At 63.4% G+C, this 24,394-nt stretch carries 25 protein-coding genes and 2 pseudogenes; 13 read left to right on the forward strand and 14 right to left on the reverse strand.

What is annotated here, in order from left to right:
• Positions 1–14: 14 nt before the first annotated feature.
• Positions 15–1,106, reverse strand: coding sequence for an AI-2E family transporter (locus tag ACWHTU_RS15225; protein WP_447860241.1), 1,092 nt, complete (start codon positions 1,104–1,106; stop codon positions 15–17).
• 56 nt (positions 1,107–1,162) lie between these two features.
• Between ACWHTU_RS15225 and ACWHTU_RS15230 the strand changes: the two genes are divergently transcribed.
• A complete protein-coding gene (locus ACWHTU_RS15230; RefSeq protein ID WP_447860243.1) occupies positions 1,163–1,981 on the forward strand; it encodes a 5-formyltetrahydrofolate cyclo-ligase in 819 nt (272 codons plus the stop codon).
• A gap of 25 nt (positions 1,982–2,006) precedes the next feature.
• Here the strand turns inward: ACWHTU_RS15230 and ACWHTU_RS15235 are convergent, their stop codons facing one another.
• The 10 genes and pseudogenes from ACWHTU_RS15235 to ACWHTU_RS15280 form a co-directional block, all read right to left on the reverse strand.
• The gene (locus ACWHTU_RS15235; RefSeq protein WP_447860244.1) at positions 2,007–2,465 is read right to left on the reverse strand and encodes a bactofilin family protein; all 459 of its coding nucleotides are present in this window, start codon (positions 2,463–2,465) and stop codon (positions 2,007–2,009) included.
• Between the two features lie 68 nt (positions 2,466–2,533).
• Positions 2,534–3,214 carry an outer membrane beta-barrel protein gene (locus ACWHTU_RS15240; RefSeq protein ID WP_447860245.1) on the reverse strand — a complete coding sequence of 227 codons (681 nt, stop codon included), beginning with the start codon at positions 3,212–3,214 and terminating at the stop codon, positions 2,534–2,536.
• A gap of 405 nt (positions 3,215–3,619) precedes the next feature.
• Entirely contained in the window at positions 3,620–4,447 is an 828-nt protein-coding gene (locus tag ACWHTU_RS15245) for an EAL domain-containing protein (RefSeq protein ID WP_447860246.1), read from the reverse strand.
• Positions 4,404–4,715: a hypothetical protein gene (locus tag ACWHTU_RS15250; protein ID WP_447860247.1), complete on the reverse strand. Its 312-nt coding sequence runs from the start codon at positions 4,713–4,715 to the stop codon at positions 4,404–4,406. The genes ACWHTU_RS15245 and ACWHTU_RS15250 overlap by 44 nt, the downstream gene beginning before the upstream one ends.
• Before the next feature lie 3 nt (positions 4,716–4,718).
• Entirely contained in the window at positions 4,719–4,949 is a 231-nt protein-coding gene (locus ACWHTU_RS15255) for an EAL domain-containing protein (protein ID WP_447860248.1), read from the reverse strand.
• Positions 4,946–5,590, reverse strand: a pseudogene (locus ACWHTU_RS15260) (diguanylate cyclase domain-containing protein). Before ACWHTU_RS15260 ends, ACWHTU_RS15255 begins: the two are co-directional and overlap by 4 nt.
• A gap of 29 nt (positions 5,591–5,619) precedes the next feature.
• Positions 5,620–6,033, reverse strand: a pseudogene (locus ACWHTU_RS15265) (PAS domain-containing protein); the annotation flags it as partial.
• A gap of 126 nt (positions 6,034–6,159) precedes the next feature.
• The gene (locus tag ACWHTU_RS15270) at positions 6,160–6,759 is read right to left on the reverse strand and encodes a histidine kinase N-terminal 7TM domain-containing protein (protein ID WP_447860249.1); all 600 of its coding nucleotides are present in this window, start codon (positions 6,757–6,759) and stop codon (positions 6,160–6,162) included.
• Positions 6,760–7,038: 279 nt separating this feature from the next.
• Positions 7,039–9,819 (reverse strand): PAS domain S-box protein, encoded by a 2,781-nt coding sequence (locus tag ACWHTU_RS15275; protein WP_447860250.1) that lies wholly within the window; start codon positions 9,817–9,819, stop codon positions 7,039–7,041.
• A gap of 148 nt (positions 9,820–9,967) precedes the next feature.
• Positions 9,968–12,250, reverse strand: a complete 2,283-nt coding sequence (locus tag ACWHTU_RS15280) for a PBP1A family penicillin-binding protein (RefSeq protein ID WP_447860251.1) — start codon at positions 12,248–12,250, stop codon at positions 9,968–9,970.
• Positions 12,251–12,478: 228 nt separating this feature from the next.
• Between ACWHTU_RS15280 and ACWHTU_RS15285 the strand changes: the two genes are divergently transcribed.
• The 11 genes from ACWHTU_RS15285 to ACWHTU_RS15335 all read left to right on the forward strand — a co-directional run bounded on the left by ACWHTU_RS15285 (position 12,479) and on the right by ACWHTU_RS15335 (position 21,489).
• Positions 12,479–12,841 (forward strand): hypothetical protein, encoded by a 363-nt coding sequence (locus ACWHTU_RS15285; protein ID WP_447860252.1) that lies wholly within the window; start codon positions 12,479–12,481, stop codon positions 12,839–12,841.
• A 187-nt stretch (positions 12,842–13,028) separates the two neighbouring features.
• Entirely contained in the window at positions 13,029–14,453 is a 1,425-nt protein-coding gene (locus tag ACWHTU_RS15290) for a sensor histidine kinase (RefSeq protein WP_447860253.1), read from the forward strand.
• A 10-nt stretch (positions 14,454–14,463) separates the two neighbouring features.
• Positions 14,464–15,126, forward strand: coding sequence for a response regulator (locus ACWHTU_RS15295; RefSeq protein ID WP_447860254.1), 663 nt, complete (start codon positions 14,464–14,466; stop codon positions 15,124–15,126).
• A gap of 143 nt (positions 15,127–15,269) precedes the next feature.
• Entirely contained in the window at positions 15,270–15,743 is a 474-nt protein-coding gene (locus ACWHTU_RS15300) for a DsrE family protein (protein ID WP_447860255.1), read from the forward strand.
• Between the two features lie 16 nt (positions 15,744–15,759).
• Positions 15,760–16,281, forward strand: a complete 522-nt coding sequence (locus tag ACWHTU_RS15305) for a TlpA family protein disulfide reductase (protein WP_447860256.1) — start codon at positions 15,760–15,762, stop codon at positions 16,279–16,281.
• Between the two features lie 52 nt (positions 16,282–16,333).
• Positions 16,334–17,086, forward strand: a complete 753-nt coding sequence (locus ACWHTU_RS15310; protein WP_447860257.1) for a cytochrome c biogenesis CcdA family protein — start codon at positions 16,334–16,336, stop codon at positions 17,084–17,086.
• A 56-nt stretch (positions 17,087–17,142) separates the two neighbouring features.
• The gene (gene soxC / locus ACWHTU_RS15315) at positions 17,143–18,393 is read left to right on the forward strand and encodes a sulfite dehydrogenase (protein WP_447860258.1); all 1,251 of its coding nucleotides are present in this window, start codon (positions 17,143–17,145) and stop codon (positions 18,391–18,393) included.
• Complete coding sequence (locus ACWHTU_RS15320; RefSeq protein WP_447860259.1) at positions 18,386–18,991, forward strand: c-type cytochrome; 606 nt, start codon at positions 18,386–18,388, stop codon at positions 18,989–18,991. The genes soxC and ACWHTU_RS15320 overlap by 8 nt, the downstream gene beginning before the upstream one ends.
• A gap of 115 nt (positions 18,992–19,106) precedes the next feature.
• Entirely contained in the window at positions 19,107–20,642 is a 1,536-nt protein-coding gene (locus tag ACWHTU_RS15325) for a DegQ family serine endoprotease (protein WP_447860260.1), read from the forward strand.
• Positions 20,643–20,758: 116 nt separating this feature from the next.
• Positions 20,759–20,968: an SRPBCC family protein gene (locus ACWHTU_RS15330; RefSeq protein WP_447860261.1), complete on the forward strand. Its 210-nt coding sequence runs from the start codon at positions 20,759–20,761 to the stop codon at positions 20,966–20,968.
• Positions 20,965–21,489, forward strand: coding sequence for an SRPBCC family protein (locus ACWHTU_RS15335; protein ID WP_447860262.1), 525 nt, complete (start codon positions 20,965–20,967; stop codon positions 21,487–21,489). The genes ACWHTU_RS15330 and ACWHTU_RS15335 overlap by 4 nt, the downstream gene beginning before the upstream one ends.
• On the opposite strand, the gene ACWHTU_RS15340 is transcribed toward ACWHTU_RS15335, so the two are convergent.
• The 3 genes from ACWHTU_RS15340 to ACWHTU_RS15350 form a co-directional block, all read right to left on the reverse strand.
• On the reverse strand, positions 21,402–21,839 hold the full coding sequence (locus ACWHTU_RS15340; protein WP_447860263.1) for a hypothetical protein: 438 nt from the start codon (positions 21,837–21,839) through the stop codon (positions 21,402–21,404). The genes ACWHTU_RS15335 and ACWHTU_RS15340 overlap by 88 nt on opposite strands.
• 372 nt (positions 21,840–22,211) lie before the next feature.
• The gene (locus ACWHTU_RS15345; protein ID WP_447860264.1) at positions 22,212–23,162 is read right to left on the reverse strand and encodes an NmrA/HSCARG family protein; all 951 of its coding nucleotides are present in this window, start codon (positions 23,160–23,162) and stop codon (positions 22,212–22,214) included.
• 153 nt (positions 23,163–23,315) lie between these two features.
• Positions 23,316–23,483 (reverse strand): hypothetical protein, encoded by a 168-nt coding sequence (locus ACWHTU_RS15350; protein ID WP_447860265.1) that lies wholly within the window; start codon positions 23,481–23,483, stop codon positions 23,316–23,318.
• A 271-nt stretch (positions 23,484–23,754) separates the two neighbouring features.
• Here ACWHTU_RS15350 and ACWHTU_RS15355 point away from each other — a divergent pair, with 271 nt between their 5' ends.
• Positions 23,755–24,084: a hypothetical protein gene (locus ACWHTU_RS15355; protein WP_447860266.1), complete on the forward strand. Its 330-nt coding sequence runs from the start codon at positions 23,755–23,757 to the stop codon at positions 24,082–24,084.
• Positions 24,085–24,394 lie beyond the last annotated feature (310 nt).

Consider the following 24,394-nt stretch of genomic DNA (forward strand, 5'->3'; position numbering starts at 1 on the left):
TGACGGCTCGCCCCTCAGCCTGTTTCTGACTCGGAGACCGGAGCGGCCTGACCGTAGTATTCCTCGCGGTAGATCTGAAGCGCGGTGATCAGCAGGCCAGCCAGGATCGGGCCAAGGAAAAGGCCGATCACGCCGTACAACGCGAGCCCGCCGAGCACGCTGAACATCAAGAGAAAGACCGGAATCTGCGCGCCCTGCCCGATCAACACGGGCTTGAGGATGTTATCCACCATGGTGACCACGCCGGCGCCCCAGGCCAGCATGACCAGCGCTTTCCCAACCGGCCCGACCCAGAAGAGATACAGCGCCACCGGCACCCACGCCAACGCCGTTCCTCCGAACGGCAACGGCGCGAGCAGCATCGTCAGCGCCGTAAGCACGACCGGAAACGGGACGTCGAGCGCCCAGTACGCCGCGCCGGCCAGGAGCCCCTGGGCGACGGCGGTCACCAACACCCCCTTCACCACCGCCCGCACCGTTTGATCCAATCGTCGGAAGATCTTTTCCTTGTGCGCGGTGTCGAGCGGGATGAGCTCGTACGCCGAGTTCAACCATCGCCGGCCGTCCTTGAAGAAGAAAAACAGGGTGACGACCATGACCAGAAAATCCGCCACGAACAGGAAGACATTGCGGATAAGGTCGCTGACTTCGTTCACCAGGAACTCGCTCACCGTCCTCGCGCTGGACAGGAAGAACGACTCCAGGTTGCCCGGCTTTGTTTCGGCCTGCCGGATCGCGTCCCTGAGCAGTTCCCCTCCGATCGGCAACCGCGCCAACTGATCGGGTAGCCGTTCGATGCCGCCGGACACGATCCAGCCCCGCACCGCCTGCTCGGCGCCGCGCGCTTCCTTCACCAGCATTACGCCCAAAAGCAGCAACGGCACGATGACCAGCGCGATGATGGCGAATGTCAGCAGCGCCGCGGAGAGCGTTTCTCGACCGTCCAGCCAGCGCGACAGCCTTGCGTGGATCGGAAAGGTCAGGTGTGCCAGAATAATCGCCCACAGGATAGGAAAGAGGAACGGGCGGAACATCAGCCCGATCTGGAACAACAACAGCACCAGCACCGCGAAGAAGGTGAGCGAGAAGAGTTGTTGGCGGGTCATATCCGTTTTACGCAGGACGGTGAGAGCCCGTAGCTAGATAGCAGAAAGGTCCGGCCTTGTCACGAACCTTGAGCGCGCAGCGGTTTGCCACGAAAGCCGACGCACGGCGGGCGGTCTGGGACCGGTTGCAGCAGAAGGGCGCGGCCCGCTTCCCGTTTCCTCCGCACAGGCGTATCCCCAACTTCGCCGGCGCCCGGGACGCAGCGCAGCGCCTGTTCGAGCTGGAGCCGTGGAAAACGGCCAAGCGGATCAAGGTGAACCCCGATGCGCCACAGCGGTATGTCCGCGAGGAAGCGCTGCGCCGGGGCATCGTCGTGTTCGTCCCGACGCCGCGCCTGCGGGCCGGCTTCCTGCGGCTCGATCCCGCCACGATTCCGGAAGAGAAGATCGCCGAGGCAGCGGCGCTCACCTCGAGTCGGGCGTGGGCGGAAGAGGTGCCGCTGAGAGACTTGCCCAGGCTGGACGCGATCGTGTGCGGATCGGTGGCCGTCACGCGCGACGGGCGTCGCTGCGGGAAAGGCGAAGGCTACAGCGACCTGGAATATGCGATTCTCCGCGAACTCGGCCATCCGCCGGTGCCGGTCGCAACCACCGTCCACGACCTGCAGTTCGTCGATGAGTTTCCCCGGGACGAGACCGATCTTCCGCTCTCGGCCATCGTCACCCCGACGCAAACGATTCTTGTCACGGACCCGCCGCCTCCGCCAGCGGGCATCGCCTGGGATCGGCTGACCGAGAAGGACTTCGAGGAAATGCCGGTCCTGGAGGACCTTCGCCGGTTAAAGGAGATCGGACCGACTCCGCGTTCCGTCCGGCACGCGCCGGGCGGGCCGCGGGCCGGACAGAACGGCCGCGTCAGGAAGAATCGACGGTGAGCGAGAGCGGTGGGGAGGGCGCGTGTCAGAGGTCGGACCGTTTCTCGGAGAAGGCGGGGGTTTTGCCGCGGTGCGCGGCGAGGTCGTGTACGTTGCCGGAGGATTGCGGCGCCTGGTCGGTCCAGGGGCAGGGCCCCATATCCGAGATCCCTTGGAAATACGCGCCTTCCTCGATGGAAAAGACAGGCGCGCGCACCTCGCCGATCAACACGCCTGGCTTCAGCAGTTGCACCTTCTCCGTCGCGTTGATGTTCGCCTTGACCTTGCCGCTGCTCACGAAGGTACTGGTGTTGACCGTGCCCCGCACGACGCCTTCGTCGCCGACCACCACCGTGCCCTTGGTGTGAATCTCTCCTTCGAGAAGCCCGTCGATCCGCACCGTGCCGTCCACGCGGATCGCGCCCCTCAGTTCCACGCCACGCGCAAGGAACGTGATGGTTTCCTCGGACGGAGGAGAGGAGTTCTTCTTCCTGATGAGGTCCACGTTAGGTTTCCGGTGCTTCAGGCACGCCCTCGACCGGCCGCTGACGGGCTTAATCCTAGCACGATTTCTTAGAAGAAGTGATAGGAAATCCCGATCACGAGGGTATGCGCCTGGTAATCGCCGATCAGGCCGTTCGCAGACCCTGGCCCGTTTGTATCCAGATCGCGGAATCGGAACGTCGCGCGGTCGTACTTGTATTCGCCGAACAATGCGACCTCCTTGCTCACGAACAACCGCGCCCCGCCGAGCAGATGAAACCCCGGAGCCGAATCGGTGTCGCGGGCGAAGGCCTGAGTCGCTTTAGCGAAGTAGACCCCCATGCCCAGGCCGGCATAGGGTTGGAACCGCTCGCCTGGATAGCGACCGACGATGCTGAATGCCAGGGTCGTCACTCTGGTCAGCGCCCCCACGACCCGAGAATTCGACGAGACTCCGGCCGCATTTGTCCGCGTTGCGTCCTGACCTTCGAGATGCGGTGTCGTAGTGTAGAGATCGGTTTCAAATCCCAGCCACTTGGCCTGCTCCAGAAAATAGCCGACCTTGGCACCGTAGGTGAACGAATTGTTGAGGTCGAGGTCGGTGAGACGGATACCTCCCCCCACTTCCCTCACCCCGCCTAAATCCTCCGGAATCGTGAATCCCAACTGTCCGCCGACGTATAGCTCAGCCGACGCGGGCGAGGTAGCCGCGACAGGAATGAGCATCGCCAGCGCGATGAGGCAGACAAGCCCGACTCGGTTCGCTTGCATGAAAGACCTCCTTTCGGGATGAACTTGTGATAAAAAAAGCGCCGACACGTCATGCCCGTCTCCCATCGGGACGACGGGACATCTTCACCTTCACAGCAAAGTGGATGCCATCCGCGTCGCCGGCCCATCCTCGTGCAACACCCCCGTAGGCGAGCACCGTCATCCGCTTTAGAAGACGAGCGGTTCCGTAATCCAACATGGGGGGTAACGCGGCAGGAAGCCCGGGTCCACGGCGGTGCTGCAGCGACGACTGTATGCAATCGCCTCTACATCTGTTGGGTCCGCGACACAGTCGTCGAGTCTCGATGCTCCGTCACCACACTTATTGTTAAGGGAATGGAACGTGGCCGCCGTAGCGCGCACAGCCGGCGAGAAAAATCGCGTGACACCGACGCCTCGTTTCTGCTATCGTTGCCCCTCATTTGCCTTGCGATTGAGAACCTGGGAGGTGTCGCGGTGGGGCGATGGAATCAGGAGACGTTCTGGCTGCGAAGTCTTGGCGTGGTCTTTCCCTGCGTCATGTTCTCGCTGTTCATGGATCGCGAACTCATGATCACGCTGCTGGACCTGTGGAACAATCCTTCGCCGTGGCGCCTGCTGTTCTTCGTCTCGCTGGCATTCCTCATCGTCGGACTGGCCAGGAACACCGCCCGCCTGAGAATGTTGACCGAACAACGGACGGCTGAGGCTGGTGCGGCGGCGCGTCCGTTCGAGCACCCCCACGCCGGGCGAACCCTCCCGACGCACCCGCATCCGGATCACGATCCGAGCCAGGAGCCGGTCCGCTGTGACCGCTCGGTCCGTCCTCATCGCAACGGTCACCTTCATCCGCGCCACACCCATTCGGTCGCACCCGGCGGAAGCGACGGCCGCCGTTCCTGAACGGTAACGCGCCGTCGTTCCCGATCCACACCACTCGGAACTCAGCCCGAGCCCTCCGCTCCGCCTTCGGCTTTCAGAATGCCCGTCATCGCCTCCGCCGGAATCGGCCGGTAGGTAGAAGTAATAGCCCTGTAATTCGTCGCACTGCTGGTCGCGCAAGAACGCCACCTGCACCTCCGTCTCCACCCCTTCGGCAATCACCATCAGCTTGAGGCAGCGGGCCAGCGTGATGATCGTCTGCACAATCGCCGCATCGCTTCGATTCGACGTGACTTCGCATACGAGGGATTGATCGATCTTCAGCGTACTAAGCGGCAACCGGCGGAGATAGTTGAGCGACGAGTACTTCACACCGACGTCGTCGATGGAAATGCGGACCCCCCGAGACAGAAAGCGCGCACAGCATCGACACGGTCCGCTCCCGGTCCTGGATCAGCATGCTCTCCGTCAGTTCCAGCTCCAGCCCTTCCGGCGCCCAATTGCTGTCCTTGAGCACCGGCTCGATCAGATCGACCAGGTTGTGATGCTGGCACAGGCAGCGCGACAAGTTGACCGCCGCCCGCAGGTGCGGGAATCCGCCGGCGCGCCAGGCGGCGACCTGCGCGCAGGCGGTCCGCATGGCTCACCGGCTCAAGGGAACGATCAGGCCGGACTCCTCGGCCAGCGGGATGAACGTGTCCGGTCCGATCGGTCCGCGCTCGTGGTGGTGCCACCGGACCAGCGCTTCCACCCCGTTGATTAGGCCGGTTCGGGCATCGACAAAGGGCTGGTAATAGAGCTCGAACTCTCCGTGATCCAAGGCATGCCGCAGGTCGGCCTCCAGATTCAGCCGCTCGATCACGCGGGCGTTCATGTCCGGCGAAAGGTGTTTTTCTGCCGCTTAGTCGAGTCCATCGCCACATCGGCGTTCTTGATCAGGCTCTCCCAGTCGGTCCCGTCGCCCGGATACAGCACGATTCCGATGCTCACCGTGAGCACCAACTCACGGCCGTGGAGCCGGATCGGCTTGGCGACGGCCTCCAGAATCCGTTACGCGATCCGTTCCGCGTCGCGCGGAGAGTGGATACTCTCCAGGAGAAACGTGAACTCATCTCCGCCCAGACGAGCGACGACGTGGCCCTCGCGGTCGGACGCCGACGGCGCGGATGCGGCGCCGGTGTCCTCTCCGCCGACACGCGCGACGGCGTCGGTTTCGCGCACGCAACCGGTGAACCAGTTGGCGACGATCCTTAACACCGTGTCGCTTTCCACATGGCCCAATGTCTCGTTGATCAGCTTGAAGTTGTCGAGATCCAGGAACAGCAACGCCACCGATTTCTCGATGCGTCGGACGCGCGCAATCGCCTGCGCGAGGAGTTCCATGAACAGGCGCCAGTTCGGCAGACCGGTGAGAAAATCGTAGTACGCGGCCTTCGTGAACCGAGCTTTCGCCTGTTTCCGCTCGGTGATGTCGCGGATGATGCCGCTAAAAACGTGTCCCCTCCCGCTTTCCACATTGACAGCGAAAGCTCTACGGGAAACTCCCGCCCGTTTTTCCGCAAGCCGTTCAGCTCGATCGTCTTTCCGGCGACCCGCCGCTCTCTTGTCGCGTAGGCCCGTTCCAGGCTTTTCCGGTGGGTTTCCCGATACCGTTCCGGCATCAGCATCGTCAACGGACGCCTCATCACTTCGTCTTCGGCATACCCGAAGATGATCTCGGCACCCTTGTTCCAGAATTGGATCCGCCCGCGCCCGTCGGCCAAGATGAGGGCGTCGGTGGCCGACTGCGCGACCGCATGGAAGCGCGCCGTCATATCCCGGGCGACGCAGACGATGCCGACAACGCGGCCGGACCGGCCGCGTTTCATGGACGCGGACACGTCGAGGGCCACCGGCTCGTCCCGTCCCTCGCGATAGGTGACTTCGTAGCTCACGTGCTGCCCGATGCGGAGCAGCATCTCGAACCGGTCGTGGGGCAGGAAGTCAGGGCTGTCGCGGCGACGGGCGTCCCGATGATCTGCGCCTCCGCGTGGCCGAACAGGCGGCACACCGCCTGATTGGCGACCTGCACTACACCCTCCTGATCAAGCACCAACAACCGGGTCAGCCTCCGCCCGGATGATCTGATCGGTCGCGAACGCCGGCGTGAGATCGACGAGTTGGTAACGCCAGATGGCGCGTTCGACGAAGAGCAGCCAGCCGACGAGCGCCGCATACCCGAAGGGATACAGCTCGACGCCGTATTTGGGCAGGTGGTCCACCCAGGACAGCGACGCAATGACGAACGCGATCAGAAACCATTGCACCCGGTTACGGTGAACACCCGGCTTCGCCTTGCGGTATTCGCTCCAGTAGTAACGCAGGCTGGTCAGCGACATCAGCGCAAAGAACGCGGTAAACGGCGCGCCCAGCGGGCCGTACTCCGGGTAATAGCCCCACCAGTACCGATCGACGCCGCTGATCAGCTCGTCCGTCCAGAGAGCCGCCGCGGAAAAGACCGCGGACAGCGCCCATCCGGCCCACACGAATCCCTTGCGTCGCTCGTAGAGGCGAAGGACCGAGATGGTGAAGTGATAGACGGCCGAACAGACGAAGGGGATGCCCAGATAGGCCGCCCGCGCCCACCAGAGCGCGACCGTTTTTTCCTCGGCGCAGTACATCCACAAAAAGGCGAAGAGCCACACTGACCGTCAGGGTCATCAGGCAGTACAAGACGCTTTCCCGGGAGGCGCGTTCGCGCAGGAGCACCAGCAGCCCAAGTGACGCCAGCGCGATCGAGCTGATGAAGGTCGGAAGCGCATAGAGACTGAGGAAACAGTTGGCGGGATCGGCAATTTCGGCGATCATCGGCTCTGTCCGGAGAGAGCCACCGTCGATGACTGTGACGGTGCGCTACCGCTGACACTACCCGTACTCGCTTGGGGAATCGACGAAAACCCGAAATTCCGACGGGCGCCTGAGCCTTAGCTCTCTGCCGACAGCACTTCTCGAATTTTTCTCAGCAGCGCTTCCGGCGCATAGGGCTTCTGGATAAACGCCGCGCCGCGGTTCTGCACGCCGTGCCGCAGGACCGCGTCATCCGTGTAGCCGGACATAAAGAGGACCCGCATCTCCGGCCGCTTGACAACGAGCATCTGCGCCAGTTGCCGCCCGTTGATCTCAGGCATCACGACATCGGTCAGCAACAGATGGATCGGCCGGCTGTACGCCTCGCAGCGGGCCAGGGCTTCGGCGCCCGATGCGGCTTCGAGCACGTCGTAGCCCCGGCTCGCCAACAACTCTTTCAAAAACTGGCGGACGAAGGGCTCGTCCTCCACCACCAGGATTGTCTCGGACCCCGTGAAAACCTCGGCCTGGTCGTCGTGCGTCCGTATGTACGCGACCGGCGCCTGCGCGCGCGGGAATCGGACGGTGAAGATCGTGCCCCGGCCCGGCGCGCTGTCCGCGCTGATCGTGCCGCCGCTCTGCTGCACAATCCCGTACACCGTAGCGAGCCCCAAGCCGGTGCCCCTTCCCAACTCCTTCGTGGTGAAGAACGGTTCGAAGATGCGGGCCAAGGTCCCGGCGTCCATGCCCGACCCAGTGTCGCGGACCGTGAGCTGGACGACGCCCGGGCTTCCGGCGGCAGATTCGCCCTGGCCCGACGCTTCTTCCCACGCGTTGGCCGTCTCGATCGTCAGCACGCCGCCTTGGGGCATCGCGTCCCGCGCGTTCACCGCCAAGTTCAGCACCACCTGCTCCAGTTGTCCCGGATCGGCCATGACCGGCCATAGTCCGGGGTCCAAATGGGCCACCAACCGGATGTCCTCGCCGATCACCCGCCGCAGCAGGCCCATCAGGTTCGTGAGCAACGCATTGAGGTCCACGGTTTTCGGTTGAATGACCTGTCGCCGGCTGAATGCCAGCAACTGCTGCGTCAACGACGCCGCCCGCTCCGCCGCTTTGAGAATTTCTTCCGCCTGGCGCCGCTTCCGATCGCCCCCCGGCAAATCCTGAATCAACAGTTCGCTGTAGCCGCGGATCGCGGTCAGCATGTTGTTAAAGTCATGCGCCACCCCGCCGGCCAACCGCCCGATCGCCTCCATTTTCGTCGCCTGCCGCAGTTGTTCTTCCAATCGTTTTCGTTCCGTGACGTCCTCCAAGACTGCCATGATGCCGTGGATGCGCCCTCCTCGATCTCGCAGAGGCGCGGCGGATAGGTTCACCACGATCGGCGTCCCGTCTTTTCTCTGCCGTTGCAACTCCAATTGGAACAGCGATTCGCCGCGCAGCACCCGTTCACGCAGGGCCCGGAATTCCTCCCGTTTGTCGTCGGGCACAAAGGGGACCGGGCGGCCGACGACTTCGTCCTCGCTCCAGCCGAAGCTGCGCTCCGCGGCTGGATTCCACATGTTCACGATGCCATCGGGATCGATGGCGACGACCGGAACCGGCGAAGCCCGCACGATCGCTTGAAGCCGATCTGTGAGTTCCCGGAGTTCTTCCTCCGCCTCCTTGCGATCGGTGATGTCGGTGGAAATACCGCAGACGCCGAACGGCCGGCCGGAGGAGTCCAGCAATGGGAACTTTACCGACAGATAGGTATGAAGCCGGCCTTCCTGGACGGCGGTTTCCTCGTATTCGATCGCCTTGAGGGACGCGAGCACTTCGCGGTCGTGCGCTCGATAGACCGCGATCTGCTGACCCGGGAACAACTCGTCATCGCTTTTGCCGACCGTTTCTTCGTTCGTCCGGCCGAACACCTGCTCGTGACGTCGGTTGACGAAGAGATATCGGCCGTTCAGATCCTTGGCATAGACGACGGCCGGCGTATGATCCAGCATCGCCCGCAGCAGCTTCTTGGTGGCGCGCAGTTCCTCCTCAGCCGACTTCTGATCTGTGATGTCCGTGATGGCGCCTGCCATGCGGACCGGCCGGCCGGCTTCGTTCCACACGGCTTGGCCGCGCGACCGAAACCACCGGTACGTGCCGTTCTTCGTCCGCAGGCGATATTCGATGTCGTACGGTTCCCGGCGCTCCAGGTGCGCGCGGACGGCTAAGATGACCCGGTCCACGTCGTCGGGATGCAAGAGGGAGACGAACGATTCGAACGTGCTCGGCAGTTCGGACTCGTGATAGCCCACCAACTCCCTGAAGCGCGGAGACCAATATTCGGCGTTCGTCAGGATGTCGCGATCCCACAGCCCGTCGGAGGTGCCGCGCACCGCCAGCGCGTACCGTTCCTCGCTGGCGCGCAGGCGGGCGAACGCCTCGAGGAGTTCGCGGTTGGTCAGTTCCCGCTCCGCCAAGGAGGCCAAATCGCGCAAGATCTGCAGATCGGCTTCGCTCAACTGTCGAGGCCGGCGATCGATGAGACAGAGCGCACCCAATTGATGGCCACCGTGATCGGTCAGCGGCCATCCGGCGTAGAAACGAATCGCGGGCTCGCCGGTCACCAACGGGTTATCGGAGAAGCGAGGATCAGTTCGCGCGTCCTGAACGACGAACGGCCCGCGGCCGAGGATCGCGTGCTCGCAAAAGGACCTCTCCCGAGGGGTTTGCTCGAGATCGAGACCAGCGCGGGATTTGAACCACAGCCGCGACGCATCCACCAACGAGATTAAGGCGATCGGCACATCGAAGAGGCGTTGCGCGAGACGCGTGATGCGATCGAACCGTTCTTCGGGCGGGGTGTCGAGGATGTGGAGCGAATGCAGCGCGGCCAGGCGCTGGGCTTCACCGGGAGGAATCAGTGGAGGCATCATGTGGGTCCCATTCAGAAGTTTCCCTTCTCAAATGTGTTCCCGAAGATGCGACAACCTTGCCGGTTCGTCAACGATTCACTCGTTTTCCGGCGGGCTTCGCGCCGCATCGCGCGCGGCAAAAACGAGAAGCGTGCCAACGGCGGAAGAATCAGAAGAAGCTGAAGGTCCGCTTGATCCGGTCCCAGAAGCCTTCGCCGTGCACTTCGCAGTAGACCGTCGGCTCGGTGCCCTCGATGAACACTTCCGGCGTCCGCTCCGGGCACTTCGAGGTGGCAAGCTGGCCGGTTTGCGGATCGATCTCGCGGCTCACCACGCCGGATGGTGCGATGAAGTCGGGGGAATTCGACGGAATCACCCGGCGGGCGAACTCTGTCCAGATCGGCAATGCGGCCTGCGCTCCCGAGAGGCCAAGCGGCTGCTCGTCGTCGAACCCGATCCACACCCCGATCACGATCTCCGGCGTATATCCGACGAACCAGGCGTCGCGATACCCGTCGGTCGTGCCGGTCTTGCCGGCCGCGACACTCTTGAGCCCCAGCGCCCTCGCTTTGGCCGCGGTGCCGTGGTCGATAACGCCTTTGAGCAGCGAGGTGACCACATGGGCCGCCTGGGGCGACACAACCTGACGCCGCTCGGGCAGCGCGTGCCACAGCGGGTCGCCGTTCGGCGCCGCGACGGACCTGATCGCCGACGGCGCCGCCGCCAGCCCGTTGTGCGCCAGCACGCCGAAGGCCGCCGTGATTTCCAGCAGCGACACGGCAGAACTGCCCAGCGCGAGCGACAGGTTGTCGTCCAGCAGGCTCTTGATCCCCAGTTCATGCGCGAGCCGGATGATGCGCTTGGCCCCGACCGTCTGGGCGACCCGAACCGCCGGCACGTTGAGGGATTGTTCCAGCGCGGCCCGGATCGTCACCGTGCCGCGGAACCGGCGGTCATAATTCTGAGGCGACCACGGCCCAGCCGGCGATTCGAACGTCACTGGCGCATCGAGGATGAGGCTAGCCGGCGTGACGGCGCTCGACCCGGCGTCCCTGGTCGCCTCGAACGCGGCCAAGTACACCAGCGGTTTGAAGAGCGAGCCCGGTTGCCGCTTGGCCTGCACGGCTCGATTGAACTGGCTGCTCCGATAATCCCGCCCGCCAACCATCGCCAGAATGCCGCCGGTTTTGGGATCCAGCACCACCAAGGCGCCCTGCAGCGGCTGATCCGCGCGTCGTAACTTGGGATAGGTCTCCTCCAGTCGCGCGAGGCCGTTCTGCAGGACCTCGCCGGCGATTTGCTGCAAGATGGGATCGAGCGTCGTATAGATCTTTGTTCCGTCGGGCAGCGACGCATCGACCGCTTCCTCGGACTGCCGGAGCACGTAATCGACGAAGTACGGCGCGTCGGCCAGGCTGTCCTGCGGGGGCGACACGCGCACCGGCGCATTGACGGCGGCCCTCCACTGCTCCTCGGTGATCCGGCCCGCGTCCCGCAGCCGGCGTAACACCACGTCGCGCCGTTGTTTGGCGAGCTGCGGGTCCCGCACCGGCGAATAGGTATTGGGGCCTTTGATCATGCCGGCGATCAGCGCCGTTTCCTCGATCGACAGATCATGGATTGATTTGCCGAAGTACCGATGCGCCGCCTCGGCCACCCCGTAGATCGCGACGGAACCGGCTTGCCCCAGGTAGATTTCATTCAGATAACTCTCGAGGATCTCCTCTTTTCGATACTTGGCTTCCAAGACCAAGGCGGCGATCGACTCCTTGATCTTGCGCACGACGGTCCGCTGCGGCGTATAGAAGAGGTTCTTGGCGAGTTGCTGCGTGATGGTGCTGCCGCCCTGCACGACTTCGCCCTGCACAAGATTGGCCCACACGGCCCGCCCCACCGCCACCGGATCGATGCCGGGATGGGAGTAAAAGCGGTGGTCCTCGACGGCCAGCACCGCATCGATCACCGGTTTCGGGATCGACGCGAGCGGAAGCCATTCGCGCACTTGGCGGGACTCGCCGCGAACGCCGCTGATGAGCTGTGGTTCGAGCGACACCGGGAAAATCGGCCCCCCGTCCACAAGCGAGAGGATCTCGACCACGCGGCGGCCGTCCAACGTCAAACGGATAGGCAGGGCTCGAGCGTGCACATCGGGCTGATCGTGGAGGTAGATGTCGAGGGTCTGTTCGGTGACGCGGTACTCGCCGGGTGCAAGGACCTCCGAGGAGGCTGGACGGTAGCCCAGCCGATGGAGGCGTTCGAGCAGCCGGACTTCGTCGATATTTTGATCCGGCTTCAACAGAAACGGAGCGCCGTAGATGAGCAGCGGCCGATGGTCTTCGCTTTTCGGCAGGCTCAGACTGGTCGAGAGATAAAACCCGTAAAGGCCGAGACCTAGACAGGCCGCGATCCCGCTCCATGCCAGCAGCGTGATTCCCCGCGTGATCCAACGCATTCGGCCGGCAACTTTCATCGGCGTTTCACAGCCTCACGATCCCCGGTGGCACAGCATGTTCCCCGCCCGAACTCCCAGCCCCGACAGTGATCCCCCTTGAACCCAAAGCCCTGCTTGCCTCTTGTCTCAATTCCAGGACCTGCTACACTGCCGCGCGGTCCACGCGCTACAGCCGGCTCGATCGACAGAATACGCCAAACGCTGTCGAAAATCACGGAAGGAGAGACCATGAGGCCGACGATTGCCACGGTGCTGCTGATCCTGGACATGCTGGCGGGTTTCGCAGGCTGCGCGGCGAGCCGCGATCCCGGCGTCGCGGGAATCTATCGAACCTGGGACGACGTGATCGATCGATGGATTGGGAAGCCGAAGACCGAGTTGTACTACGAACTCGGGCCTCCCAATCTCCATCCGAAGGAGTTGGACGACGGAATGATCGAGATGGTGTGGGACATGACGATCGATCGAATGCCCGGCCAAGCCGACGAGTATCACACCCTTCCGCTCTACGGAGGCGTGAGCTGCCGACTGGTGTTCTTTGCCGACCGCGAAGGGATCATTACCGCTGGCCGCCGCATCGGCTGTGACTAAACGCTCCCGGCTTCGTTCCCATCACCCTGGTCATGAGGCCAAGCAATGGGCGCCCGCTGCCCGCCTCGACCTGTTCCCACAGGACCCACGCCGGCAGAGGCGGAGGGCCTTTCAGTCCATGGCGGAAGGTCGTATAGTGATCGGCAGAGGCCGGGCAGGCGACCCGGTAGAGAGGTCGTCACTCTCCATGATCGGCCATCCGATCCCTTCGTACACACTCCTCGGACTCGGCGCCATCGCCGCGTTGCTGGCAAGCGCGGCCCTGTCCGCGCGCTGGCCCGACTGGCGTTGGCATCACGAGCCGCTGCACTCGTCGATGGAAGCGTTGGGAGGATTGGCCGCCATGGCGATGGCGACAGTCCTGTTGCGACGGCGCGAGGAGCGGGGCGGTGCAAAATTCCAAGCCTTGGCGGTCGGCTTCTTGGGAATGGGAATTCTGGACACGTTTCATGCGATGGTCCGGCCGGGAAACGCGTTTGTCCTGCTGCGGAATGTGGCCAGCCTGGTCGGCGGCGCCGGATTCGCGTTCGTCTGGACTCAGACCTCCGAGCGCCTCGCGAGGCGACGCTTACGGCTGCCGTGGGCCGTCGCGGTCGGCGCGCTGATCCTGGGCCTGTCGATTCTGGCCTGGCCCGACCGGATTCCGGACATGATCCGCAACGGCGAGTTCACTCCGACGGCGGTCGCGCCCCAGAGCCTGGCCTGCCTGTTCTTCTTCGCGGCGACCCTGCGTCTGCTCCTCGATTACCGGCGCTCCGGCGAACCGGAAGACTATCTGTTTGCCTGCCTCGCGCTCTTGTTCGCTCTGGCCGAGTTGGTCTTCATGTACTCGGTGCCCTGGGACGCCCGCTGGTGGTTCTGGCACCTGTTGCGCCTGAGCGCCTGTGTCCTGGCGTTGGGCTACGTGACCTGCCGGTATCTCCGCACAATCTCCGATTTGGAAGCTTCCTTGGTGCAGACAAAACGCGCCGAAGAGACCCTACGCCGGAGCGAGGGGCAGCTTCGCCAGGCGCTGGAGGACCGGGAGCGGATAGCCCAGGACCTGCACGATGGAGCCATCCAATCGCTCTTTGCGACCACGCTCAGCCTGGAACGGTCCCGGAGGCAGGCGGCGATCGATCCGACCGAATCGGTCCGCCAACTGGATTCGGCCATTGCCGATCTCAAATCGGTGATTCGTGACCTCCGCGGGTACCTGGGCGGAGCCGAGCCGCCGCTTTCCGGCGGACGCGAGTTCGAAACGGCATTGAATGCCCTGGTCGCGACGATGGAAGGGCCGCACCGGATCCACTTCGACTTGCGGGTCAGCCCGGCCGCCGCAGACAGGGTGACACCGGGACAGGCCGCGCATCTGCTCGCGATCGCACGGGAAGCGATGAGCAACTGCCTGCGACATTCCGCCGCCCGCACCGGGACGGTATCGCTGTACCTGCACGACGGGAACGTGAGGCTAGTCGTGGAGGACGACGGTGTGGGGTTTCAAACGGGCGCGGCTCACGAGCAGGGGCACGGCTTGCGAAACATGGACGCCCGCGCCAGGAAACTCGGCGGCCGGCTGACGGTGCATTCCGAGCCGGGGCGCGGCACGCGGATCGTCTGCGACGTGCCTTAGGAGGTGTCCCATGCCTCGACCTGATACCAAGCCGATCCGGCTGCTGTTGGTGGACGACCACCAGGTGCTCCGGCTGGGCCTGCGCACGTTGTTCGCCGAAGTCGGCGGATTCCAGGTGGTCGGTGAAGCCGGCACAAAAGCGGCCGCCGTGACGGAAGCGGCGCGCCTCAAGCCCGATGTCGTGTTGATGGACGTCCGGCTCCCCGATGGCAGCGGAATCGAGGCCTGTCGCGAGATCCGGGCGGCGCGTCCTGAGATCCGGGTGCTCTTTCTCACCTCCTACGCCGACGATGACGCAGTCCTGGCCACGATTCTCGCCGGCGCCGACGGGTTCCTGCTCAAAGAAATCGGCGGCGAGGAGCTGCTTCGCGCGGCGAGGACCGTGGCCGGCGGACAATCGATCCTCGATCCGGCCGTGACGGAGCGGGTGCTCGCGCGTCTGAAATCCATGCCGGCGCCGTCGCACGGCGAGAAGCGCGACGCGCTCTCCCCGCAGGAGGAACGCGTGCTTGCGCTGGTGGCCGAAGGTAGGACCAACAAGGAGATCGCAGTCGCGCTCAACCTCAGCGAGAAAACCGTCGGCAATTACCTGGGCAACATCTTCCAGAAGCTCCACGTCACGCGCCGCGCCCAGGCGGCCGTCTACTACACCCAACACCGTCCGAAGATCTGACCAGAGGCGTTCTCCCCTACCTGCCAGAGGCATAATTGTTCTGCCTGCCGGGGTACCCTCCTCTACCCTCCTTCCATTGCGCATGAGTACGATGCGCGCATGAATCGGCGCTGTTCACGGATCATCACCCAAAGGAGGAAGCCATGATCACCACGTTCCCCTGCAAACTGACGCTCGCAGCTATTCTGTCGGTCGTCATGTTCGCTCTCACCGCGGTCCCCGACCTGGCGCAAGCAGCGGACAATCCCAAGAAGGAGAAAGTCAAGGTCCTGTACCACGTGGACGGGAAGGACCCGGAGGTCGCTAAATACGCGCTCGCCCTCATTAACAAGCACATCGACGCGGAGGGCGGGCCGGAGAACATCGACGTGGAGTTGGTCGTGCACGGACCGGCGCTGGAGCTCTTCGAGAAAGATAAGATGGACCCGGAAATGCAAAAGCGATTCGACCAGATCATCGAGAAAGGCGTGCGCGCGGAGATGTGCCAGGTATCGATGAAGATGTTCGGCAAGACTCTGGACAACCTGGCCAAGGGATTCGTCGCCACCTTGCATCCCGTCGCGGTGAAGCGCATTGCGGATCTGCAGCGGCAGGGGTACATCTACATCAAACCGTAACGAGGAGGTAGTCGTCATGCGAGGGATCAGGAGCGGTCTCTGTATTCTGACGATCCTGTGGTTTGGCCTCGGTGGAGGCCTGACCGGAAACGGAGAGGGCATCGCCGAAGCGGCACCTTCGGCCATCCCGCCGTTCGAGCTGGTGACGTTAGCCGGGGAGGTGTACAGCCATGAAACGATCACGGGCCGGCCGACGTTGTTGGTGTTCTGGGCGCCGTGGTGCAAGGTCTGCCAGCGCGAGCTGCCGAGCCTGAGCGATTTCTACCAGCGAAAGAAACCGGCGCGGCTCCGTGTGGTCTCGATCGGATTCGCCGACACGAGAAGCCACGTCGAGGCGTTCGTGAAGGCCAGTCCCGGCACATTCGTGTTTCCCACAGCCTATGACGAAGATCGATGGACGGCGCGGGCCTTCAACGTCAACGCCACGCCGACCTCCGTGCTGGTCGACGCTCAGGGGCACATCGTGCTCGTGCATCGCGGCGCCGGCATTCTCCAGAACGCCAAGTTTCAGGAGTTCCTGTCCGCGTTGACCGAGTGAAGACCGGCGGGGCCGCGCGGACCCGGTCCCCGCCTCCATCTGCGTCCCTCTCATGATCGATTCACTGCCGCACACCTCGCTCCTGGCCGCGTTTCTGGCCGGCCTGCTGTCCTTTGTCTCCCCCTGCGTGCTGCCGCTAGTGCCGTCCTATCTCATGTCGATCACCGGCTTGTCGCTGCATGAACTGACGGACTCCGAGGGGCGACACCGGCAGCGCGCGACGATCATCGCCAACTCGCTCCTCTTCATCGCCGGCTTTTCAGCCGTGTTCGTTGCCTTCGGGGCATCGGCCAGTCTCATAGGCCGAGTCTTCGCGGACCATCAGGCGCTCATTCGGAAAGTCGGCGCGGCGCTTATCGTGGCTTTTGGGCTTTCCCTGCTCGGAATCGTGAAGCTGCGCTTTCTGATGCGCGAGAGACGGGTGTGGCTCGCCGGCCGGCCGATCGGCGCCGTGGGCCCGTTGCTGATCGGCGCCACCTTCGCCGCCGGCTGGACTCCCTGCGTGGGGCCGGTGCTCGGGACGATCCTCCTGTACGCAGCCGCGGCCGACACCGTGACGGACGGCGTCGCGCTGCTGGGATTCTATTCCCTCGGGCTGGGATCGCCCCTCTTCGCCGCAGCGATCGGATTGGACCGCTTTCTCGACGCCTTCAAACAAATCCGAGCGTACCTCGGCGTCATCTCGGCCGTCAGCGGACTGTTTCTGATTGTGCTCGGCGTGATGCTCTATCGCGACGACTTCGCGCTCCTCTCCGCCCTCTTCGAACGGTACGGGATCGGAGTCGTCCTCGGAACGGACGATTGACCCGCTGGTCTGCGGCAATCCATAATCGGTTGCCACCACCCGACGCGAGGTGATCGATGGCACGCTTCCCGGACGATGATGTTCCGCATATCGATACTTCCGCCCGGCCGCTCAGCCGCCGGGCCTTCATCGCCGGTGCGGCAACCTTCGCGGGATTGACGGCAACCCGCTCCCTTCTGCCGTCGGCGCATGCGAAACCGGCAGCCCCGGCCGACCCGACCAAGGTACCGGGGGCGCCGCCCAGCGCCTACGGCCGCCGGTCCCCGTTCGAGCAGGTGGGTCGATTGGTCAGATCCGCCGTGTCCTTGACGCCGCACCAGGCGCTGCACGGGATCATCACGCCCAACTCCTTGCATTTCGAGCGGCATCACAACGGTGTCCCTGCCATCGATCCGGCCAAACACCGGCTGCTCGTGCATGGCCTGGTGGAACGCCCCTTGATCTTCACCATGGACGATCTGGTACGGTTTCCGTCCACCTCGCGAGTCGTCTTCATCGAATGCTCGGGGAACTCGGCCGCCGAATGGGCGGTGCCGACCGGCCGCACTGTTCAGGAAACCCACGGGCTGCTGAGCGCCAGCGAATGGACCGGCGTGCCCTTGGCGGCGGTGTTGGCCGAGGCCGGCATCAAGCCGGAAGCGGCCTGGATGCTTGCCGAAGGCAGCGATGCCGCCGCCATGACACGCAGCCTGCCGCTCCCGGCCGTCCTGGAAGAAGCCCTACTGTGCTATGCGCAGAACGGCGAAGCGTTGCGACCCGAGCAGGGCTATCCGCTCCGTCTGGTCCTTCCCGGTTGGGAAGGCAACACCTGTATCAAGTGGCTGCGTCGTCTGAAACTGGGCACCGCACCGTTCATGACCCGTGAAGAGACGTCGCACTATACGGACCTCATGCCGGACGGGACCGCGCGGCAGTTCACCTTTGTCATGGAGGCCAAGTCGGTGATCACCAGCCCCTCGGGCGGGCAACGGATTCGGCCGGGCTTCGTGGAGATCCGCGGGTTGGCCTGGAGCGGACGAGGACGCATCACGACGGTCGAGGTGAGCACGGATGGCGGGCATACGTGGCGACCGGCGCAGTTGCAGGAGCCGGTGTTGCCCAAGTGCCTGACGCGTTTTCGGTTCCCCTGGCGCTGGCAGGGAGCGGACGCGATACTCCAGAGCCGCTGCACAGATGAAACCGGCTATGTGCAACCGGCCCGCGCCGACTTGCTGGCGGTGCGCGGCGTGAACTCCGTGTACCATTACAACGCTGTTCACAGTTGGCGCGTGGCGCGCGATGGCAGGGTGACGAATATCCATGCTTAACCACCTCTTGCTCCCCTGTCGAGAAAAGAACGATCGGGCAACCGTCGAGCTGTACGGGATCTGTCTCTTCGCGGCGGCTGTGGTGACATTCTCCGCCCGGGCCGACGCGTTCTCCCTGGATGGCCAGTCGTCCTATAGCCTCGGTCGCCAGGCCACCGAGGCGGAGATCCGAGCCTGGGACATCGACGTCTCCCCGAACGGCGACGGCCTGCCGCCCGGCCGCGGTAGTGTGAAACAGGGCGCCGCGGTTTTCGCCAAGAAATGCGCCGCCTGCCACGGCCCGACGGGCGTGGAAGGACCGAACGATCGGCTGGTCGGCGGGCAGGGCACGTTGGCCACATCGCGTCCGATCAAGACGATCGGCAGTTACTGGTCCTACGCCACCACCCTGTTCGATTACATCCGTCGCGCCATGCCCTTCTCCGCCCCGCAGTCGCTGACCTCCGATGAGGTGTACGCCGTAGTCGCCTGGTTGCTGTATCGCAACGGCATCGTGGATGAGCACGCCGTGTTCGATGCGCGGACATTGCCCGCCGTGCAGATGCCGAATCGGCACGGATTTGTCCCCGATCCCCGCCCAGATTTGCCGCGCCGGTGAGCGCGACGTTTTGCATTCGCCAATGAGGCGGGATTTGCATCTTGACTAAGATCCCTAGAAGGTTAATAAACTGGTATATACGCTGGATGTCTGTTCAAGTGGGAGCAGGAAACGCATGGCTGTAAGGGGATGCGGGGTTGCACATCGGTCGCGTCGGCGGAAGTCGGCCAGGCTCTTGTTTTTTGGGCTTTCTGCAGCCTTGTTGGTGGTGATCGGCTGCTCGCAAGAACAAGCACCGCCGCCCCTGCCTTCGAACCCTCCCGCGGCGGTGGCCGCCCCGGCTCCCGCGCCGACCCCCGTCGCCACTGCGGTCCCGACCGCGGGGATTCCGTCCAACGAAACCTTCATCGCGGTCGCCAAAGCCGCCCGCGCTTCCGTTGTCAATATCTCGGCCGTACGGAAAGGCGACGGCGGCGAGCAATTCTCCAATCCGTTTTTCGACGATCCCTTCTTCCGGCGCTTCTTCGGGGAGGAATTCGAACGGCGCTTCCGCATTCCGAGGGAACGACGCGAACAGGGCTTGGGCTCCGGCGTGATCGTGTCTCCAGACGGGTACATCGTCACCAACAACCATGTCGTGGAAAAAGCCGATGAGATCAAAGTCCTGCTGGCCGACAAACGCAGCTTCAAAGCCAAGCTGGTCGGCACCGATCCCAAGACGGATATCGCGGTCATCAAGATCGACGCGACCGACTTGCCCACGCTGCCATGGGGCGACTCGAGTCAGTTGCAGGTCGGCGAACTCGTGCTCGCCATCGGCAACCCTTTCGGCTTGAACCAGACCGTCACGATGGGCATCATCAGCGCGGTCGGACGGGCCAATGTCGGCATCGTCGATTATGAAGACTTCATCCAGACCGACGCCGCCATCAATCCCGGCAACTCCGGCGGCGCGTTGGTCAATTTGAAAGGCGAGTTGATCGGGATCAATACGGCCATCTTCAGCCGCACCGGCGGGTACATGGGTATCGGGTTCGCTATTCCCAGCAACATGGCGAAAAGCGTCATGAACAGCCTGATCAAGCACGGTAAGGTCGTGCGCGGCTGGATCGGCGTGTCAATTCAGGAACTCAATCAGGACCTGGCGAAACAATTCGGCGTCTCCGACACGAAGGGGGCGCTGGTGGCCGACGTGATGGAGGACAGCCCGGCGTCCAAGGCCAAGCTCGAGCGCGGCGACGTGATCCTGCAATACAACGGGACGCCGATCAACGACCCAGCTCATCTACGCGCCCTGGTCGCCGAAACCGCCCCGGGCACGCAGGTGACGATCAAAGTGCTCCGCGACAAACAGGAGAAAGACATCAAGGTGACGATCGGGGAATTGCCCAAGGACCTCGCGAAGGCCTCGCGCGGCTCCTCGGAAGGCGCGAAAGGCGAGCACGCGCTCGCCGGCGTGACCGTAGAACCGGTCCCGTCCGGCTCCGGCCGCTCCAAGAGCGGGGTGCTGGTCACGGATGTCGAACCGGACAGCCCGGCCGAGCGTGCTGGCCTGCGGTCTGGCGACATCATCCGCGAGATCAACCGCAAGCCGGTGAAGAACGTCCAGGACTTCGAGCGGTTGACCAGCCAGCTCGCGCCCAACTCACCGGTCCTGCTCCTGCTCAGCCGCGGCAACGCGACTATCTTCCTGTCCATTTCTCCCGGATAAGGGAAGGCGAGCAGCCCGGCGCCGCGCGCCCGGATGCCTTCGCACTTGCTTCGCCCGCTGTTCCCCGGCCGGCGAAGGAATCGCTATGGCCGACCGGCTCACCGCCCCCTCACACTATGCTCCGAATCACCCGCAGGTTCACGGCACCGCGAGAAAAAGTCTTCCGGGCCTGGACGGACCCGCATGCGTTGACGCGGTGGTTTGCGCCGTCGGACGACTACTCCACTTTGCTTGCCGAAGTGGACCCGCGCGTTGGCGGGAGCTATCGCATCGCGATGAAGGCCCTTGACGGGATGATCTATACCCGGGCGGCTATCAGGAAGTGACGCCGCCGGCACGGTTGGTGTTCACCTGGACATGGGAAGGTTCGGATCGGGACCGGCTTGGACTCAGGGAATTTTATGAAACTTTCGTCACCATTGAGCTGCGAACGGTTCCGGAGGGCACCGAACTGACGCTCGCGCACGCGTTCTTCCCCACCACGGAAGAACGCGACAAACATCAGTCCGGCTGGACGGGTCGCCTCACCCGATTGAGCAAGGTTCTGCGACGCCTCCCGGGTTCGAACACCTTTCTCTCCAAGGATTGCCGGAGCGGAGGTCATGCCCGCGCAAGCCCATGCGGTCATCGCGGCGTCACGCCGGAAGCGCCTCCTCCTCGGCTGGGACAATGTGAACCGGCGGCTCCGAAAAACAGAACCTGCACCGCCACCGGAATGTCCAAGGTCAAGACCGGAAGCGCGAGCAGTGGATACCGACGTCAGAAAGGCGGTCCGCCGTCCTTCCACTTCCCTTTGCCTTTCGGATGGCCTTTCTTGCCTTTAAATTTGACCCTGTGCTCGTCGTAGAAGAGATACGGCTTGTCCGTAGCGAGTTCGAGGCTGACGTAATCAGCTGTGTCGATCACCACGGAAGGCGGCAACCTCGCGGACACCTGCCACGTCCCGCCGCTCAGGTAAAAGTAGGTTCCTGTGCTGATGTTCAGATACACGCCCGAAGCCGGATAGTAGTAATATCGATAGGCCGCTTCCTTGGCGCGTCGCCCATGGGCGGGGGCCCAGGGTGGAGGACCACCGCCGCGGGCGGGAGCATCACCGCCGATGGCGACGCCGACGTTGACATTGGGACGTCGCCCGTCGTCCACCGCGCAACCTGCCAGCAAAAATCCCGCAGTTGCCACTAGGATCAGGTTTTTCATGGCATCCCTCCCCGACCGTTGAAAAGCAAGGGCCCGCGACTCGACACGCAAGGACCGTCTCGAACAACGAGCCGAACAAGGTGACGGCAAATGGAGTGCCGCAGGAGGGTCAACGGGCCGTCACGGGAAGAAACCGCCGCCGCTTGTAACGAACTGCATACACCATCAGTGATTTTTGTTTTGCCGCCGAGCCGGATCGAAGCATCGCCTTTTGACCGACTCGGTCTTTCTCTGACGCATTTTGTCGCCCGTACTACAAAATTGTTCTCATGCGCGGTCGCGGCATCTCGTCTTTTGCAGGCGGTCCTTGAAGAAGGGATTGGACAAGGGGTTCGGTCGCGCGGATGGAGATCCCTCAGCGCGACACAGTTGCTAGTCGACCGGAATGCGCGTCTTGTTCTGAGCCAACCACTGGTCAAAGGTTTGCAGAGCGGGATTAAGCGCGCGGGCGACGGCAGGATCGCGCGCGCCGCAGAACACGGCGTTAAAATCGCACTTGAATTGGAACATATTGCCGAGATCCTCGGCGCCGGGGAATCCGAACCTGCGGTAGGTCTCGGGCGCCACCGCGTTGTAACGCACCTCCCGCCCCAACGCCTGGGTAAGCTTCGCAGCCATCTCCGCGCCGGTCAGATGTTCGCCGGCGACACCGACCGTCCTGCCGACGTACTCCCAGCCTTTTTTGAAGATGCCGAAGGCGCATTTCCCGATATCTTCCGCGGCGATGCCCGGTAATTTCTTGTCGCCCATCGGGAGCGTGAACGTCAGCGTGCCGTCCGGACCTTTCTTGGGACCCATCCCGAAGTGAATCAGGTTGTCCCAGTAGAACGAGGTGAGCAGGAAGGTGGTGGGAATATTCAGCGCTCGGAACACACCATCCGCTTCGCCCTTGGCATCGAAGTGTGGCACCTTGTACTTGCCCAGGAGCGTGGGCATGCGGGTGTCAGTGAGCGGCACCCAACGGCGCGTGTCTTCAAGCGTCGACCAGATAACGTGTTGGACACCCGCGTGCTTAGCCGCTTCCGCCATGTTCCGTGCCTGGGCGAATTCTTTTTCGGGCGAGCAATGCTCCCAGAAGTTGGTGACACAGAACACCCCGTAGGCGCCTGCGAACGCCCGCTTAAGACTCTCAACCTCGTCGAGATCGGCGGCGACCACCTCCGCTCCCAGTTGCGCCAGCTCTTTGGCCTTGTCCGAGCCCACCTTGCGCGTCAGCGCCCGCGCCGCAAACCCTCCATCCTTGTCGTTGACGATCGCGCGGATCAGCCCGCCGCCCTGCATCCCTGTCGCTCCTACCACCGCGATGATGTTCTTGTTGGCCATGACGATAAACCCTCCTTATGACATCGCACGCAACCTGTGCGTGGCGCTCGCCCATCCTTCCTGGGATCAAACGCCTCCATCCCGCACCGCGCTTGACTGAGCCGTCCGGTGCCATTCTCGGCCATTAGGCTAGGCGCGGCCCCCCGTCCTTGTCTATTTCAGACGGTCGAGAATCCCCAGCAAGATCGCCTTTCGCTTCTTCAGGTCCTCTCGAAACTCCTGATTCTCCGTATCGGCAATCTCGGCTCCCAGATCGGAAACCGCGCCGTTCAACGCCCACACCAAGATTTCTCGCTCTTGCGGTTCTAACATCAGTTGCATGATGGGCCTCCGTTGAACACGTTCATCCGGCGAGCGAGTCCGAGGTCCATTGTATCGGGTGTGGGTGGCACCGGTCACGCGCGCCGGCTCAAAGATCTCCCGTGCGGCTCACACCTTGCCTTGCCGACCGGATTCGCCGGTCCCGTTCGCCGCATCAATCGTCTTGAATGGGATTCTCGGCCTGTACGTTCTCCAGTATGCTCCGGTGTGGTAGAGTAAATTAAATTATCTTTCTCGTTCCCTCCCTCCCAGAGCCTCGATGGAGGCCACCATGAGATGGCTCGTGTCTCTGCTTCTCCTTGGTGTGGTCAGCAACGTCTCCGCGTTCGCGCAACTGGCCCAACTGGGTCCTACCGGCGACTTCCGGGTCGACGACCGGCCGGGAACGGCCCCCACGGTCGGGCCGCCGGGAGGGCCGAGTCCGCCCCCGGGACCGACGCTCTTTCGCGACTTCATCGGCGCCAAACATCCGGAGGAGATTGTGAAAAGCCTCGACAAGGAACTCGGCAGGCGTGCGCCCGAGGGTTTCGGTTCACCGCCGGCCGGGCGGTCCCTTGACCTGGAAAAGGATCTCCGTCTCGCCGATAAATTTTTCAAATGACGGCCAAGAGGCCTGACGGTCATGGCGTCGTGCTTCCTTCTATTGACGCAATCGGCAGGAGCGAGCACCATCGTGCTCCGTTCAACTTTTCGGTTGGACTCCGGACGACAACGGGGGACAAAACACTCGCGATGAACCCCGGTGAGGTTGGTTGGTATTCTCGGTTTCTCATCCTCATCTGGATGTCGATCGGTTTCTGTGGTCTTACCGCTGTAGATGCCTCATCTTCTTCCTCCGAAGCTTCCATCGCGACGTTTACGGCAGAAAATTATGGGTTCGACGGCCCCGCCGTTCATGCCCTCCGGCATAA

The sequence above is a fragment of the Nitrospira calida genome (assembly GCF_976986435.1).

What these genes read in the sequence shown, in the direction of transcription:
- ACWHTU_RS15310 (WP_447860257.1), top strand. Translation starts at nt 16,334, where the DNA reads ATGATCGATTCACTGCCGCACACCTCGCTCCTGGCCGCGTTTCTGGCC.
- ACWHTU_RS15340 (WP_447860263.1), bottom strand. Translation starts at nt 21,839, where the DNA reads ATGAAAAACCTGATCCTAGTGGCAACTGCGGGATTTTTGCTGGCAGGT.
- ACWHTU_RS15280 (WP_447860251.1), bottom strand. Translation starts at nt 12,250, where the DNA reads ATGCGTTGGATCACGCGGGGAATCACGCTGCTGGCATGGAGCGGGATC.
- ACWHTU_RS15290 (WP_447860253.1), top strand. Translation starts at nt 13,029, where the DNA reads ATGATCGGCCATCCGATCCCTTCGTACACACTCCTCGGACTCGGCGCC.
- ACWHTU_RS15300 (WP_447860255.1), top strand. Translation starts at nt 15,270, where the DNA reads ATGATCACCACGTTCCCCTGCAAACTGACGCTCGCAGCTATTCTGTCG.
- ACWHTU_RS15275 (WP_447860250.1), bottom strand. Translation starts at nt 9,819, where the DNA reads ATGATGCCTCCACTGATTCCTCCCGGTGAAGCCCAGCGCCTGGCCGCG.
- ACWHTU_RS15345 (WP_447860264.1), bottom strand. Translation starts at nt 23,162, where the DNA reads ATGGCCAACAAGAACATCATCGCGGTGGTAGGAGCGACAGGGATGCAG.
- ACWHTU_RS15255 (WP_447860248.1), bottom strand. Translation starts at nt 4,949, where the DNA reads ATGAACGCCCGCGTGATCGAGCGGCTGAATCTGGAGGCCGACCTGCGG.
- ACWHTU_RS15240 (WP_447860245.1), bottom strand. Translation starts at nt 3,214, where the DNA reads ATGCAAGCGAACCGAGTCGGGCTTGTCTGCCTCATCGCGCTGGCGATG.
- ACWHTU_RS15350 (WP_447860265.1), bottom strand. Translation starts at nt 23,483, where the DNA reads ATGCAACTGATGTTAGAACCGCAAGAGCGAGAAATCTTGGTGTGGGCG.
- ACWHTU_RS15325 (WP_447860260.1), top strand. Translation starts at nt 19,107, where the DNA reads ATGGCTGTAAGGGGATGCGGGGTTGCACATCGGTCGCGTCGGCGGAAG.
- ACWHTU_RS15285 (WP_447860252.1), top strand. Translation starts at nt 12,479, where the DNA reads ATGAGGCCGACGATTGCCACGGTGCTGCTGATCCTGGACATGCTGGCG.
- ACWHTU_RS15295 (WP_447860254.1), top strand. Translation starts at nt 14,464, where the DNA reads ATGCCTCGACCTGATACCAAGCCGATCCGGCTGCTGTTGGTGGACGAC.
- soxC (WP_447860258.1), top strand. Translation starts at nt 17,143, where the DNA reads ATGGCACGCTTCCCGGACGATGATGTTCCGCATATCGATACTTCCGCC.
- ACWHTU_RS15330 (WP_447860261.1), top strand. Translation starts at nt 20,759, where the DNA reads ATGCTCCGAATCACCCGCAGGTTCACGGCACCGCGAGAAAAAGTCTTC.
- ACWHTU_RS15250 (WP_447860247.1), bottom strand. Translation starts at nt 4,715, where the DNA reads ATGCGGACCGCCTGCGCGCAGGTCGCCGCCTGGCGCGCCGGCGGATTC.
- ACWHTU_RS15305 (WP_447860256.1), top strand. Translation starts at nt 15,760, where the DNA reads ATGCGAGGGATCAGGAGCGGTCTCTGTATTCTGACGATCCTGTGGTTT.
- ACWHTU_RS15320 (WP_447860259.1), top strand. Translation starts at nt 18,386, where the DNA reads ATGCTTAACCACCTCTTGCTCCCCTGTCGAGAAAAGAACGATCGGGCA.
- ACWHTU_RS15355 (WP_447860266.1), top strand. Translation starts at nt 23,755, where the DNA reads ATGAGATGGCTCGTGTCTCTGCTTCTCCTTGGTGTGGTCAGCAACGTC.
- ACWHTU_RS15225 (WP_447860241.1), bottom strand. Translation starts at nt 1,106, where the DNA reads ATGACCCGCCAACAACTCTTCTCGCTCACCTTCTTCGCGGTGCTGGTG.